16 protein-coding genes are annotated in these 14,450 nt (G+C 69.1%); 5 read left to right on the top strand and 11 right to left on the bottom strand.

Going from position 1 to position 14,450, the window contains the following annotated elements:
- The 3 genes from B1790_RS35550 to lysA all read left to right on the top strand — a co-directional run.
- A partial coding sequence (locus B1790_RS35550; protein WP_233165441.1) for a hypothetical protein occupies window positions 1-94 on the top strand: 94 nt, incomplete at its 5' end.
- A 94-nt stretch (window positions 95-188) separates the two neighbouring features.
- Window positions 189-1,415 (top strand): glycosyltransferase family 4 protein, encoded by a 1,227-nt coding sequence (locus tag B1790_RS33300; protein WP_079927544.1) that lies wholly within the window; start codon window positions 189-191, stop codon window positions 1,413-1,415.
- A 9-nt stretch (window positions 1,416-1,424) separates the two neighbouring features.
- Entirely contained in the window at window positions 1,425-2,684 is a 1,260-nt protein-coding gene (lysA, locus tag B1790_RS33295; protein WP_233165440.1) for a diaminopimelate decarboxylase, read from the top strand.
- Here the strand turns inward: lysA and B1790_RS33290 are convergent.
- The gene (locus B1790_RS33290; RefSeq protein ID WP_079927542.1) at window positions 2,681-3,433 is read right to left on the bottom strand and encodes an acyltransferase; all 753 of its coding nucleotides are present in this window, start codon (window positions 3,431-3,433) and stop codon (window positions 2,681-2,683) included. The two genes, lysA and B1790_RS33290, sit on opposite strands and share 4 nt — an antisense overlap.
- Before the next feature lie 112 nt (window positions 3,434-3,545).
- On the opposite strand from B1790_RS33290, the gene B1790_RS33285 reads away from it, so the two are divergent.
- Window positions 3,546-4,847 carry a PQQ-binding-like beta-propeller repeat protein gene (locus B1790_RS33285; RefSeq protein WP_079927541.1) on the top strand — a complete coding sequence of 434 codons (1,302 nt, stop codon included), beginning with the start codon at window positions 3,546-3,548 and terminating at the stop codon, window positions 4,845-4,847.
- Window positions 4,848-4,852: 5 nt separating this feature from the next.
- Here the strand turns inward: B1790_RS33285 and B1790_RS33280 are convergent, their stop codons facing one another.
- The 8 genes from B1790_RS33280 to B1790_RS34895 all read right to left on the bottom strand — a co-directional run bounded on the left by B1790_RS33280 (window position 4,853) and on the right by B1790_RS34895 (window position 10,931).
- Window positions 4,853-5,548: an esterase gene (locus tag B1790_RS33280; protein ID WP_079927540.1), complete on the bottom strand. Its 696-nt coding sequence runs from the start codon at window positions 5,546-5,548 to the stop codon at window positions 4,853-4,855.
- Window positions 5,549-5,610: 62 nt separating this feature from the next.
- Window positions 5,611-6,864, bottom strand: a complete 1,254-nt coding sequence (locus B1790_RS33275; RefSeq protein ID WP_158083921.1) for a class I SAM-dependent methyltransferase — start codon at window positions 6,862-6,864, stop codon at window positions 5,611-5,613.
- Window positions 6,798-7,772 carry a class I SAM-dependent methyltransferase gene (locus tag B1790_RS33270; RefSeq protein WP_079927539.1) on the bottom strand — a complete coding sequence of 325 codons (975 nt, stop codon included), beginning with the start codon at window positions 7,770-7,772 and terminating at the stop codon, window positions 6,798-6,800. The genes B1790_RS33275 and B1790_RS33270 overlap by 67 nt, the downstream gene beginning before the upstream one ends.
- A gap of 10 nt (window positions 7,773-7,782) precedes the next feature.
- Window positions 7,783-8,430: an enoyl-CoA hydratase-related protein gene (locus B1790_RS33265; protein WP_079927538.1), complete on the bottom strand. Its 648-nt coding sequence runs from the start codon at window positions 8,428-8,430 to the stop codon at window positions 7,783-7,785.
- Complete coding sequence (locus B1790_RS33260; RefSeq protein ID WP_079927537.1) at window positions 8,427-9,218, bottom strand: NUDIX hydrolase; 792 nt, start codon at window positions 9,216-9,218, stop codon at window positions 8,427-8,429. Before B1790_RS33260 ends, B1790_RS33265 begins: the two co-directional genes overlap by 4 nt.
- Window positions 9,219-9,268: 50 nt before the next feature.
- Window positions 9,269-10,135 (bottom strand): ABC transporter ATP-binding protein, encoded by an 867-nt coding sequence (locus tag B1790_RS33255; protein WP_079927536.1) that lies wholly within the window; start codon window positions 10,133-10,135, stop codon window positions 9,269-9,271.
- Window positions 10,072-10,770, bottom strand: a complete 699-nt coding sequence (locus tag B1790_RS33250; protein ID WP_079927535.1) for a YitT family protein — start codon at window positions 10,768-10,770, stop codon at window positions 10,072-10,074. Before B1790_RS33250 ends, B1790_RS33255 begins: the two co-directional genes overlap by 64 nt.
- Window positions 10,767-10,931, bottom strand: coding sequence for a hypothetical protein (locus tag B1790_RS34895; RefSeq protein WP_158083920.1), 165 nt, complete (start codon window positions 10,929-10,931; stop codon window positions 10,767-10,769). The genes B1790_RS33250 and B1790_RS34895 overlap by 4 nt, the downstream gene beginning before the upstream one ends.
- Window positions 10,932-10,993: 62 nt before the next feature.
- Between B1790_RS34895 and B1790_RS33240 the strand changes: the two genes are divergently transcribed.
- Window positions 10,994-12,448, top strand: coding sequence for a PLP-dependent aminotransferase family protein (locus B1790_RS33240; protein ID WP_079927533.1), 1,455 nt, complete (start codon window positions 10,994-10,996; stop codon window positions 12,446-12,448).
- An 87-nt stretch (window positions 12,449-12,535) separates the two neighbouring features.
- Here the strand turns inward: B1790_RS33240 and serB are convergent, their stop codons facing one another.
- Together serB and B1790_RS33230 are read right to left on the bottom strand one after the other, a co-directional pair.
- Entirely contained in the window at window positions 12,536-13,771 is a 1,236-nt protein-coding gene (gene serB / locus B1790_RS33235) for a phosphoserine phosphatase SerB (RefSeq protein ID WP_079927532.1), read from the bottom strand.
- Window positions 13,768-14,450 (bottom strand): cbb3-type cytochrome c oxidase subunit I (locus tag B1790_RS33230; protein ID WP_369832468.1); only part of this gene is annotated, 683 nt, incomplete at its 5' end. The genes serB and B1790_RS33230, both read right to left, overlap by 4 nt.

Genomic DNA, 14,450 nt, shown 5'->3' with positions numbered 1-14,450 from the left:
GGGCCGCCGCGAGCACGCCGAACGCCTTGCGGGCAACTGGAATCGCGCCGACGGACTGTTCGGCGCGCTCGACGCCAGACGACTCCCCCGATGAGCGCCCCCCTCCTTCCGCGAGCGTGCGTGTCTGCGACCGACACGCCGTCCAGGAATGCCACTTTGCGCACGCTCGCGCGGCGGGTGGGGCCGTCGTGAAGGTCCTCGTGGTGTCGTGGGAGTACCCACCGGTCGTCATCGGCGGCCTCGGCCGCCATGTCCACCACCTCGCCACCGCCTTGGCCGAGGCCGGCCACGAGGTCGTCGTCCTCAGCAGGCGGCCCACCGGCACCGACCCCAGCACCCATCCCTCCGGCGACGACGTCAGCGAGGGTGTGCGGGTGATCGCCGCTGCCGAGGACCCCCACGAGTTCGACTTCGGCACCGACATGATGGCGTGGACGCTGGCGATGGGTCACTCCATGGTGCGCGCCGGGCTGGCACTGAAGTGGCGCCCCGACGTCGTGCACGCCCACGACTGGCTGGTCGCCCATCCCGCGATCGCGCTGGCCGAACACTTCGACGTGCCGCTGGTCTCGACGATCCACGCGACCGAGGCGGGGCGGCATTCTGGCTGGGTGTCGGGGAAGATCAGCCGTCAGGTGCACGCGGTGGAATCGTGGCTGGTGCGCGAATCCGACTCTCTCATCACGTGTTCGGCGTCGATGGGCGAGGAGATCACCGAACTGTTCGGCCCCGGCCTGTCCGAGTCGCGGGTCATCCGCAACGGCATCGACGCGGGCCTCTGGCCCTTCGCGCGCCGCACCACTCGGCGCGGTCCTGCCCGGCTGCTCTACCTCGGCCGCCTCGAGTACGAGAAGGGCGTGCACGACGCCATCGCCGCGCTGCCGCGCATCAGGAGGACCCATCCCGGGACCACGCTGACCATCGCCGGGGACGGCACCCAGCAGGACTGGTTGCTCGAGCAGGCGCGAAAGCACAAGGTGCTCAAGGCCGTCGACTTCGTCGGTCGTGTCGACCACGAGCAGCTCGTCGCACTCCTTCACGACTGCGACGCCGCGGTGCTGCCCAGCCACTACGAACCGTTCGGCATCGTCGCTCTGGAGGCGGCCGCGACCGGCGCTCCCCTGGTGACGTCCAACGTCGGCGGGCTCGGCGAGGCGGTCATCGACGGCCAGACTGGCCGATCCTTCCCGCCGCGTGACGTGGCCGCCCTGGCCACCGCGGTCCGCACGGTGCTCGACGATCCCGCGGCCGCCCAGCGGCACGCCGTGGCAGCGCGCAAACGCCTCGACTCCGCATTCGACTGGCACACGGTGGCCGCCGAGACCGCACAGGTCTACCTCGCGGCGAAACGCGGTGAGCGCGAACCACATCGGCGAGCGCTCATCGTCGAACACGCGTTGCCCGACAGGGGCTAGCGTGGACCCGTGAGCGGACCCGACGTACTCGACCTCTTCCCGCCCGGCACCCACACGGCCGACGACGGCATGCTCGTCGTCGGCGGATGCCGGGTCGACGATCTGACCGCCGAGTTCGGCACCCCGGTTCTCGTCGTCGACGAGGGTGCGCTGCGCCGACGCGCCCGCGAGTACCTGCACGAGTTTCGCAGCAGACGTCCGGGATCGGACGTGGCGTTCGCGTCGAAGGCCTTTCCGTGCACCGCAATTCAGCGACTGATGGTCGAGGAGGGGTTACACCTGGACGTCGCGGGCGGCGGTGAGATCGTCACCGCGCTGGCCGCAGGAGCCGACCCGGCCCGAATGGTGCTGCACGGCAACGCCAAGACCGACGAAGAACTCGAGCTCGCCGTGCGCAGCGGAGTCGGCCTCGTGGTCGTCGACAACTTCGACGACGTCGACCGCCTCGAGCGCATCGTGCCGCGCGGCCACACGCAGGCGTGTCTGGTCCGGGTGATCCCCGGCGTCGACGCCACCACCCACGCCTCGGTGGCCACCGGCCACGCCGGATCGAAGTTCGGCCTGATGCCCGACGACGCCCGCGACGCCATCTCGCGCATCGAACGCAGCGGCGTGCTGCGCTGCGACGGTCTGCACACCCACGTCGGCTCGCAGCTGCTCAACGTCGAGCAGCTCGCCGCCGCCGTCGCACCGCTGGCCAAGCTCGGGACGTTCGACGTATACGACCTTGGCGGCGGTCTCGGCGTCCGGTACACCTACGACGAACACCCGCCGACGCTGTCCGACTACGCCGAGGCGATGGTGTCGGCGGCCGACGCCCTGCTGCCGACGAGCAGTCGGATCATCGTCGAGCCCGGTCGAAGCATGGTCGCCACGTCGGCCTGCACGCTGTACCGGGTGACGACCGTCAAGCGCGGCGAGGTCACCCACGTCGCGGTCGACGGCGGCATGGGCGACAACCTGGAGGTGTCGCTCTACGGGCAGCGCTTCGAGGCGACCGTCGCGGACCGCGTCGGCGGCGGAGCCCGCGTCAACCTCGTCGGACGCCACTGCGAGTCCGGCGACCAGCTGATCGACGGTGTGGCATTGAAGGATCCGACGGTGGGTGACGTGATCGCGGTGCCGGTCACGGGTGCCTACTGCTACACGATGTCCAACCAGTACAACGGCGCTCGCCGAATTCCGGTGGTGTTCGCCGACGGCGGGACCGCGCGCCTGGTGGTGCGCCGCGACACGTGGGACGACCTGCTGGCGCGTGACGTCCCCTAAGTCGCGGGACCCTGGCGCGCCGACTTCTTGCGCTCGATGTCGGCGAGTGCCGCCGCCAGTTCGGCGCGCTGCGCGGCCGACGTCTCCCACGACAGCTTGCGGTTCTTGACGACCTTGGCGGGCGAGCCGACGGCGATGGAGTAGTCCGGGATCTCGCCCTTGACCACCGCATGCGCTCCCAGCACGCAGCCACGTCCGACGCTCGTGCCGCGCAACACCGTCACCTTGGTGGCGACCCAGGTGTCCGGCCCAATCCGCACCGGCGCCTTGACGATGCCCTGATCCTTGATCGGCAGTTCGATGCTGTCCATCCGGTGGTCGAAGTCGCAGACGTAACACCAGTCCGCCATCAGCACCGAGTCGCCCAACTCGATGTCGAGATAGGTGTTGATGACGTTGTCACGACCGAGGACCACCTTGTCGCCGATGCGCAACGACCCTTCGTGGCAGCGGATGGTGTTCTTGTCTCCGATGTGCACCCACCGCCCGATCTCCATGTAGGAGAGCTCGGGGGTGGCCTGAATCTCGACGCCCTTGCCCAGGAACACCATGCCGCGGGTGACGATGTGCGGGTTGGCGAGCTTGAACTTCAGCAAGCGGACGTACCGCACCAGATACCAGGGTGAGTAGGCCTTGTTCGCGAGCACCCACCGCAGCGACTCCATCGTGAGGAACCGGGCCTGCCGGGGATCCCTCAATCGCGAGCCGCGCCAGCGCTTGTGGATGGGAGCACCCCACATCGTGGTCATGGCGGCACAGCCTACTTGAGCACCTCGTTTGGGCTGCTGCCCTCCGGCCGACATTCCCGGGGTGCTCCGCTCGCGGCGTCCGCTCACTGCTCTCCGATAGTGTCGGGACTCGATGTCTGCTCCTGGAATGACCGTGCGCCGCTTCGCAGCCGTGGCGGCAGCGGTGCTGGTGACGCTTGGAACGAGCTCCTGCGGCAACACCGACTCGTGGGTGGAAGCCCATCCCGCCAACGGCTGGTCGGCTCAGTACGGCGACGCGGCCAACAGCAGCTATTCGCCGGTCGACGGCGCCGGTACGCTCCGCTTGGACTGGATCCGGTCGGTCAAGGGACAGGTCGAATCGCAGGTGGCCATCGGGTCGGGTGACTACCTCGCCGTCAACGCCCAGACCGCAGGCGGCTGCTCGCTGATGGTGTGGGAGAACGACAACAGGGCCCGCCAACGCTGGTGCAGCCGGCTGTGGCAGGGCGGCGGCATCTCCAGCCCCCTCTTCGACGGCTTCGACAACCTCTACGTCGGGCAGCCGGGCGCCATCATGTCGTTCCCGCCGACCCAGTGGATCCGCTGGCGCAACCCGGTGATCGGGCTGCCGCAGACGCCACGACTGCTGTCCGCCGGCGAACTGTTGGTGGTGACGCACCTCGGTCAGGTTCTGGTCTACGACGCGCACCGCGGCAACGTCGTCGGGACGGCGCTGGATCTGGTGGAGGGCGTCGACCCGAAGGATTCCGAGCGCGGCCTCGCCGACTGTCAGTTGGGCAGGCCGCGGTGCCCGGTGGCGGCCGCGCCGGCGTTCTCGGCTGCGACGGGCGCCGTGGTGATGACCCTGTGGCAGCCCGACGCCCCCGCCCCCGAAGTGGTGGGCTTGCGCTATCGACCGGGTCAGACCCCGCTGCTGTCGAGGGACTGGACCAGCACCGCGGTGGGTGGCGGGCCGCTCGGCAGCCCGGTGCTGTCGGCCGACGGCGCCACGGCCTACGTCAACGGACGCGACGGACACCTGTGGGCGCTGAACACCGAGGACGGCACGGCGAAGTGGTCGGTTCCACTGGACTTCCAGCCCCAGACCCCGCCGTCGGTGACACCGAACGGCCTGATCGTGTCCGGCGGTGGCCCGGAGACCAAGCTGGTCGCCGTCAAGGACGGCGGCGACCGCGGGGACGTGGCGTGGACGCGCGACGACGTCGAACCGCTTTCGACGTCCAGCCTTGGCGGAACGTCGGCGGCGTACACGGTGACGCGGGACGGCGACGGCATGGCGCTGCTGGTGTTCGACCCCGCCGACGGGCGCACGCTCAACAGCTATCCGTTACCCGGCGCGTCCGGGTACCCGGTCGGGGTGTCGATCGGTCATGACCGCCGCGTCGTCGCGGCCACGAGTGACGGTCGGGTGTTCGGCTTCGCCCCTGCCTGAGTGCGTCAGGCGAGCATGGCGGCGACCGGGCCGCGGGGTATCGCGACCTGCAGCGCGCCCGCAGCTTCTGGCAGCACGTCACCCTGGCTGAAGAAGAAGATGAGCGAGTCGTCGGTGACGGCGAAGTTCTGATACTTCGACGGATCGAGACCGTCCCCGGGTGAGATGGTCACCGGCTGGCCCAGTTGCTTGTCCACTTCGGCCTGCACCAGCGGAAGGATGACCGGGTAGGGCGCGGAGCCCGCCTTGAAGAGGTTGTCGATCGTGATCGGCTTGCCAGCACCTTGGTCCCAGTTGAAGGACTTGTAGAACGTCGTCGGGTGGGCGCCGCCGACGCCCTGGTAGGTCTTGAACACCACGCTCTGGGTGCCTTTCGGCGGGACGCCCGACGTGAATTCTGTTTCCGTGGTGTCCAACTCGTACGGCATCATCCGGAAGTCGGGGATCTTGGCCACGTTGAGGAAACCGTCGCGGGTCTGCTTGACGTAGTCGAACACCGGCTGTGCATCCGGATAGTCGACCGGGTAGCTGATGTTCACCGAGTATCCGGGGTCGGTGACCTGGATCTGACAGATCTGGTTGGCGTCGACGACACCGTTGAGGTCGGTGCACTTCGGCGGCGCCGCGGAGGCGACCGCGATGCCCGACCAGCCGAGCACGGCGGCCGCCGAAATGGACACCGCCAGTGTGGACATGCGCATCTGTCGAGAACCCTCCGTCGATGTGCGGCACCGGCGCCGCCGACGCCACCCTACCCGCGGACTCACCGGGACGGTCGGCACAGATAGACCACCGATCGGCTCGCGCTTCCGGCCCCGATTCGGGTGATCACCAGGGAGAGCCGCTGCGATCCCCGCAGCCGCAACCGGGTTCGCAGTTCGTCTGGATCCACCGAAACGCCGCGGACGAGGATCTCGAGCGCGCCGACGTCGCGGGCCGACAGTTCTTGTCGCAGCGTGCGTTCGGTGAGACCGAACTCGGCGATCACCTCGAAGCCCCGGACGCCGGTGGGCAGTTCGTCACCGGAGAGGTAGGCGATCGCCGGATCGAGTTGCCACAGTCCGTGCCGCGCGCCGTAGTGGCGCACCAGGCCCGCCCTGACCACCGCGCCGTCGGGGTCGACGATCCAGCGCCCCGGGGCGGCGACGGGACAGTCGTCGGACTCGGCGTCGGTGATCTCCTCGGCCCGGTCCAGGATCGTGGCGCGGCGGGTCACGCCCGGCGTGCCCAGCCCCTGGGACCACAGGCACGCCTCTCGGACACCGCCGCCCAGCGACGTCACCTCGATCTCGCCGTCGAACCCCAGTCGGTGGACCTGGTCGAAATCGATTCCCGGCGCGCACTTCACGACGAGATCGCGGCCGGCATAGACCTCGAGCAGTTCGTCGAGCGCCGGGGTGTAGTCGCGTGGGTCGAAGGTGCGACGCCCACCACTGCGGCGGGCCGGGTCGGCGACGACCGTGGTGTCCCTGGTGACGGGGGCGAGCGCGTCGGCGCGGCACAGCAGGACCGTCGAGCCGTCCCCCCCGAGGTTGTGCCGGGCCATGGCGACGCGCACCTCGTCGAGGTCGCTGCCGACGACCCGGTCGGCGCGGTCGCGCAGTGCGGCGAGTTCGGTTCCGATGGAACAGGTCACGTCGTGCACGGCGCGACCCGTCAACCGTTCGGCGCGGTGCGCGGCCACCGCGGCGGCGGTGGACTGCTCGAGCGCCTCGCCGGTGAACAGCCACTGACCCGCGTGCGGGAACTTGACCTTGGCCTTGCGTCGAAGCAACGTCGTCTCGACGAGGACGGCCGCCCGGTCACCGAAACGCGCACGCGCGGAGGCGATGTCGGAGATGCGGCTGGCGTCGGTCAGCGCGAGCGCGTCGACCTCGGCGACCGCAGCGCCGCCCTCGTCGCCGCCGAGGTACGCGACGTCGTCGAGGGTGAAGCCAAGGCCGCCACCCTTCAGGACGGCTTGACCCCGGTGATCATGACGTTGTAGAACCAGCCCTTCGGCACGACGTGACGCCACACGTTGGAGTCGACCCAGCTCAGCGAGGTCCAGCTCTTGAAGGCGAACTTCGCCCAGCCCCAACCCAATCGGCCGGGAGGCACCGACGCCTCGAAGGTCCGAATCGGCCAGCCGAGCATCGCCGCGGTGAATTCCTCACTGGCGGTGCGCACGTCGACGGCGCCCGCGTTGGTGGCCATGCGTTCCAGATCGCCCGGCTCGAAGGTGTGCAGGTCGACGATGGCCTCGAGGGCCGCCGCGCGCGAGGACTCGTCGAGTTCCTCCTGGGGGCGACGCCACCCCTCGAGCCCCGGCAGCTTCGTGACGGTCGTAGCCGCGCGCCAGGTCAGGGTCGACAGGTTGCGCGCGTACACGTTGCCCTTGGTGGTGGGCTCCCCCGCGAAGACGAACCGCCCACCTGGCTTGAGCACTCGCACGACCTCACGCAGCGACAGCTCCACGTCGGGGATGTGGTGCAGCACGGCGTGCCCGACCACCAGATCGAACGTGTCGTCGTCGTAGGGGATGCCCTCGGCGTCGGCGACCTTGCCGTCGATGTCCAGCCCGAGTCCCTGACCGTTGCGGACGGCCACCTTGACCATGCCAGGCGACAGGTCGGTGACCGAGCCGCGGCGGGCCACTCCGGACTGCACCAGGTTCAGCAGGAAGAAACCGGTTCCGCAGCCGAGTTCGAGCGCCCGATCGTAGGGCAGCTCGCGTTGCAGCTCGTCGGGCACGATGGCGTCGAAGCGACCCCGTGCGTAGTCGATGCACCGCTGGTCATAGGAGATCGACCACTTGTCGTCGTAGGTCTCGGCTTCCCAGTCGTGGTACAGCACCTGCGCCAGCTTGGTGTCGTGGCGGGCCGCCTCGACTTCCTCGGCCGTGGCGTGCGGGTTGGGGGCCGGCTCGCGGTCGGTACTCGTCATGTAGGGCAGCCTAACGGCCCGGTGAGGCCGGGCGAAATGCCGCCTTGGCCGCCGCCAGCGCCTCCGGGGAGACGTCGACGAAACGTCGAGCCCACGCCACGGCGGCGTCGTAGACGTGGTCGGGGGCAACCAACTCGTCGACCAGACCCAGCTCGAGGGCCTCCTTGGCATGGGCGAAGCGCCCGGTGAACGCCAGTTCCTTGGCGTGGGCGTCGCCGATCGCGCGGGCCAGCAGCTCCGCGTCCTCGTGCGACGGTGCCAGCCCATCGAGGATCTGCGTCGCACCCCACTTGACGTTGTCACCGCCGATGCGCCAGTCCGCGGCAAGGGCGAGGGTCAGCCCGCTGCCGAGCACGTAGCCGGTGACCGCGGCGACCGTGGGTTTGGGGATGTCGGCGACCGCGCGCAACGCCACCGCCGTGGCGACGTCGGACGCGTCGGCACCGATGGTGCGCGCCTCTCCTACGTCGGCCCCTGCCGAGAAGATCTCGTGGCCCCCGAAGACGACCACGGCGGCCACGTCGCGGTGCTCACCAAGTTCTGTTGCGGCCGAATCGATCTCGCGACACATCTGTCGAGTCAGGGTGTTCGTCGGCGGTCGTGACAGCACCAGCGTGCCAACGCCGTCGACGACGTGCACGCTGACGAATTCCCTCACGGCTTGTCGTATCCGGCTGGCCCTCGCTGGTTGCGCGCCGCGTTGTAGCGGCCGCTGTCGAAGAACTCGATCTGCCAGTTGCCGGTGTCCTTGTCCGCCGCCAGGTGGGGCTCGACGGTCTCGATCGTGCGCTCCACCGCGAGTACCTCGGCGACGGTGTGCCCGTTGAGCGAGTCGAGTTGGGTCCACGTGGGTGGCAGCAGGAAGGACCGGCCTTGCGCGAAGTCGTCGAGACCTGCCTGCGGCGTCACCCACGCCGCCTGGTCGGTCTCGGTGTTCTCACCGTCGGCCCGCTGCCCCTCGGGGAGGGCGCCGACGAAGAAGTAGGTGTCGTAGCGCCGGGTGCGCTCCTCCTTGGGCGTCACCCAGTTGGCCCACGGCCGAAGCAGGTCGGCGCGAAGGACCAGCTTCTCCGTGCGGAGGAAGTCGGCGAACGCCAGCGAGTTGTTGGCCAGCGCGGCCCTGGCGTCGCCGTAGACCGAGGCGTCGCCGACGATCTCGTCGGGATCGCCAGCCGGACCCGCGAACAGGACTCCCGACTCCTCGAACGTCTCGCGGGCGGCGGCGCAGACGAGCGCCTCGGCCAGGTCGACGTCGACGTTGAGGCGCGTGGCCCACCACGACGGCTCTGGGCCGAACCAGGCGATGTCGGCTCCGCGGTCGCGCTCGTCGACCCCGCCTCCTGGAAACACCATCACGCCGGCCACGAAGTCCATGGCGGCGTGCCTGCGCATCAGGAAGACCTCGATGCCGTCGGAGTGGGCGCCGCGGCCCTCCCGCAGCAGCATCACCGTGGCTGCCGGTCTCGGAACGAGTGGATCGGCGTCAGCCACTTGGCTCACAGGGCTCTCCTTCGGTGCGCGGCGCGACTGCGGGTGCGGCGCGCGAAGTAGCGGCCGTCGATCACGTCGAGGGCGATCGACTGGCCGAACGCCTTGGACAGATTGTCGGAGGTGAGCACGTCGGTCAGCAGCCCCGACGCGACGACCGCGCCCTCGGACAGCAGCAGGCAGTGGCTGAAGCCCGGCGGGATCTCCTCGACGTGGTGGGTGACCAGCACGGTGGCTGGGGCGTCGGGATCGGCGGCCAGATCGGCGAGCCGGGCCACCAGCTCCTCGCGCCCGCCGAGGTCGAGTCCGGCGGCCGGTTCGTCGAGCAGCAGTAGTTCCGGGTCCGTCATCAGGGACCGTGCGATCAACACCCGCTTGCGCTCGCCCTCCGAGAGGGTGCCGTAGGTGCGTTCCGCGAGATGTTCTGCGCCAAGGCTTTCCAGCATGTCGACGGCCTGCGCGTAGTCGACGTCGTCGTACTTCTCGCGCCACCGTCCGAGCACGGCGTACCCGGCGGACACCACGACGTCGCGCACCACCTCGTCGTCGGGGATGCGTTGCCCCAACGCCGAGCTGCTGAGCCCGACGCGGGCCCGCAGCTCCGACATGTCGGTCCTGCCAAGGCGCTCGCCGAGCACGTACGCGGTGCCGGTGGACGGGTGTTCCATGGCGGCGGCGATGCGCAGCAGCGACGTCTTCCCGGCCCCGTTGGGGCCGATGACGACCCAGCGCTCGTCGAGCTCGACTGCCCAGGTGACGGGTCCGACGAGGGTCTTGCCGCCGCGTCGCAGCGTGATCTTGGCGAAGTCGATCAGCAGGTCTGCGTCGACCTGGGGTTCTGCGGAGCCTTCTCGGTCGCTGGGGTCGGCTGGCACTCGCCCATCGTAGTCAGGCGGGGTGTGACGACGGCCCACCCGCTCACGGCGAGCCACCGTTGCGGTGTCACCCGCAAGGTCAGCTGGACCAACGGGCCGATGCCGAATGCGTACACGACGGTGCCGATGCCGACGGTGCCGCCGAGCAGCCACCCGACGGCCAGGACGGTCGCCTCGATGGACGTGCGGACCAGCCGGACCGACAGCCCCGTGCGGGCCACCAGGCCCGTCATCAGACCGTCGCGCGGCCCCGGGCCGAGGCCCGCACCGATGTAGAGGACGGTGCTGACGGCGTTGAGCAGCACCGCGCCGACCATCATCGCGACGCGTACCGGCAAGCCGGTCGGCTCGGGCAGGAAGGCCAGCGCGGCGTCCACGGTGATCGCGATGACGACGACGTTGGCGACGGTGCCGATGCCCGGCCGGTTCCGCAGCGGGATCCAGGCGAGCAGAACGGCGACGCCGACCACGGCCGTCGCGATCCCCATCGTCATGCCGGTGCGGTTGGCCAGGCCCTGGTGGAACACGTCCCACGGGTCGAGGCCAAGGCCGGACCGCACCATGACGGCCATCGAGAAGCCGTACCCGATCAAGCCAATCAGCAGAGCCGCCCCACGCGCGAAGCCGCGCTTCACGCGTGGTCGGGGAATCGGGCGCGGATGGCGTCGAGGTCGTTGCGGATCCGGCGCGCGTCCGAGTCCTCCGCGACGAAGTCACCGATCCGTGGTGAGTTGCGGTAGACGCGGCTCAACTCACGCGCTTTGCGGGTCATCCTTGAGGTCCAGTGCTGTGCCATGAGCCCATGTTCGACCACAACTGGCCTTGCCATCAATATCCAGTTGAGGCAAACTGGCTCCGATGAGCGTAGAACTGGCGCGGCGACGGCTCAATGTGGACCTCTTGGCCCGCGAACTTGGCAACTGGCGTACCTCCAGTGCCAGCGGACCTGCCTATCAGGGCCTCTCCGACGGTCTGCGCATGTTGATCGTCGACGGTCGGCTTCCGGTCGGGGCGCAGCTGCCCAGTGAGCGAGCGCTCGCCGACGCCCTGCGCGTCTCGCGGACGACGGTCACCGCGGCGTACACGCAGATGCGCGAGGACGGCTACCTCAGGGGCCGTCAGGGCGCGCGAAGCACGACGGCGCTGCCCGTGTCGGCGGCGGTCACCACGCCCACCATCGTCGGAACGGCGTCGGCGAACCTGGCCGCCGCGACCCTGGCCGCACCCGCCGCCGCAGTGTCCCGCGCCTTCGTCGAGGCCGCCGAACAGGTCACGCCCTACCTGCACGACATCGGCATCGAGCTCGTCGGCGTCACCCCCCTCCGTGAGGCCATTGCCGAAAGATACTGTCGGCGCGGCCTTCCCACCGATCCCGACGAGATCGTGGTGACGACGGGAGCGCTGCACGCCATCGGGCTCATCATGGCGACCTACACCCAGCCGGGCGACAGGGTGCTCGTCGAACAGCCGACCTATCACGGAGCCCTTGCGACGATGGCCACCAAGGGTTTACGGCCGGTGCCGGTGGCGATGACCCATCACGGCTGGGACCTCGACGCGATCGACGCTGCGGTGCGCCAACTTTCACCGAACCTTGCCTATCTGATCCCGGACAACCACAATCCGACGGGGATGACGCTGCCCCCCGTGGGCCGACGACGTCTCGCCCAGATCATCGCCGAAACACGCACCCGCACCATCGTCGACGAAACCATCACAGACATGTGGCTCGACGAAGCGGTACCGCCGCCGTTCGCGGCGTCGATGACCACGCGGCGCGATCTGGTGTTGACGGTCGGCTCGATGTCGAAGTCGTGCTGGGGCGGTCTGCGCATCGGTTGGATCCGCGCCGAACGCAGTGCGCTCACCACCATCGGTGCGATGCGCCCTTCCGTCGACATGGGCACGCCGATCGTCGAACAGCTCGCCGCGGCAAGACTTCTCGCCATGGCCGACGACTTGCTTCCCGAGCGGCGCGACATCTTGCGCGGGCGAAGGGCGCTTCTTCTAGAACTGCTCGAGGAGCACCTGCCCGACTGGCGCCCCGATCCGAGCCGGGGCGGAATGTCGCTGTGGATACGGCTGCCAGCGCCCATGAGTACGGCGTTGTCGGCGGCGGCCTCGCGGATGGGTCTCGAGATTCCACCTGGCCCCCGGTTCGGGGTCGACGGCACGTTGGAGAGGTTCATCCGGGTGCCCTACACGCTGCCCGATGATCAACTCGTGGAAGCCGTCGAACTTCTCGCCAGGGCCTGGCGCAGCGTGACCGGAACGGGGCCGTCGGGCGCGGACGTCGGCGCCGTAGTGGTCTAGCCGTCACCTCACTCCCCCGCGAGCAGACGTAAACGGCCCTCTTCTGCGCCAATTCAGGGCCGTTTGTGTCTGCTCGCGAGGAGTCGCTCAGTCGTCGGGGATGTCGACGCGGCGCAGCGTCCCGTCGACCGCGTCGGCGGCTTCGATCTCCCCGCGCGTCACGCCGAGGATGAACAGCACGGTGTCGAGGTACGGGTGACTCAGCGACGCGTCGGCGACTTCGCGCAGCGCCGGCTTGGCGTTGAACGCCACGCCAAGACCCGCCGCGGCAAGCATGTCGATGTCGTTGGCGCCGTCGCCGACGGCCACGGTCTGTTCCATCGGGACGCCAACCTGCTGGGCGAAGTTCCTCAGCGCCTTGGCCTTTCCCGGCCGGTCCACCACCTCGCCGACGACGCGGCCGGTGAGCTTGCCGTCGACGATCTCGAGTTCGTTGGCGGCCACGAAGTCCATCATCAGATCGTGTGCCAATGGCTCGATCACCTGGCGGAAGCCACCGGAGACGATGCCGCAATAGTAACCCAGCCGGCGAAGCGTGCGGATCGTCGTCCGCGCTCCCGCGGTCAGCTCGATCTGATCGGCGACCTCGTCCAGCACCGAGGCGGGGAGCCCGGCCAGTGTCGCCACCCGCTTGTGCAGCGACTCGGCGAAGTCGAGTTCGCCGCGCATCGCCGCTTCCGTCACCTCGGCCACCGCGGCCAGTGCGCCGGCCCGCTCGGCCAGCATCTCGATGACTTCACCCTGGATCAGCGTCGAGTCGACGTCGAACACGATGAGCCGCTTGGCCCGTCGCGACAGGCTGTAGTCCTCCAGCGCGATGTCGACGCCCTCGGCAGCGGCCACCCGCGCCAGCGCCGTCTGCAGCTGGCCATAGGCGGCACCGGGCGGAACCGAGACTCGCAGTTCCAGACCGGTGACGGGATAGTCCGACACCCCGCGGATGAAGTCGATGTTGACCCCGAGCGTGGCAACTTCCCTGGCCACCACCCCGAAGGCCTCGGCGGTGATGGGTCGACCGAGCACGACGATGGTATGCGTCGACGGCTCCTCGAGCACCGGGAGGTCGTCACTGCGTTCGACGGTGACGTCCAAGCCGACCGCTCGAATCGCCGAGGTGACCTCGTCGCGAAGCTGCGCTCCCCCGGCGATGTCGTCGGGACCGGCAACCAGCACCCCAAGGGTCAACCGGTTGCGGATGACCACCTGCTCGACGTTCAGCAGGTCGACCTTGTGGCGCGACAACACCTCGAACAGGGCCGACGTGACACCTGGCTGATCGACTCCGGTGACGGTGATCAACACCGACACGCTTGACGTAGTCATTCTTGCGAACGGCGCTCTACGACTCGATCAGGAACGGACCTGGACGTCGTCGATCTCCGTGACGTCACCGCCGGAGGGGTGCGGTCCGCCACCGATGTGCGCCTCGGCGCGCATCCACGCTCCGAACGGATCCTGGGCAGCTCGGTGAAGTTGTGCCGCGGCGGCGGGCAGCTGGTGGCCCACTCCAGGGAGTTGCCGTAACCCCACGGATCGTCCACGACGACGGGCTCTCCGTAACGCCAGCTCTTGAACACGTTCCAGACGAACGGGATCGTCGAGATGCCCAGGATGAACGCGCCGATGGTCGAGACGACGTTGAGCGTGGTGAAGCCGTCGCTGGGCAGATAGTCGGCGTAGCGGCGGGGCATGCCCTCGTCGCCAACCCAGTGCTGCACCAGGAAGGTGGTGTGGAAGCCGATGAAGGTCAACCAGAAGTGCAGCTTGCCCAGGCGCTCGTCGAGCAGCCGGCCGGTCATCTTCGGGAACCAGAAGTAGATGCCCGCGTAGGTGGCGAACACGATGGTGCCGAAGAGCACGTAGTGGAAGTGCGCGATCACGAAGTACGAGTCGGTGACGTGGAAGTCCAGCGGGGGGCTGGCCAGCAGCACGCCGGACAGGCCACCGAGCAGGAACGTGACGAGGAAGCCGACCGAGAACAACATCGGTGTCTCGAAGGTCA

This window comes from Mycobacterium sp. AT1, from assembly GCF_002043095.1.
In the GTDB taxonomy this organism is placed as follows: domain Bacteria; phylum Actinomycetota; class Actinomycetes; order Mycobacteriales; family Mycobacteriaceae; genus Mycobacterium.
The sequence above is the reverse complement of the archived record's forward strand: the minus strand, read 5'-3'. Positions and strand labels throughout refer to the sequence as shown.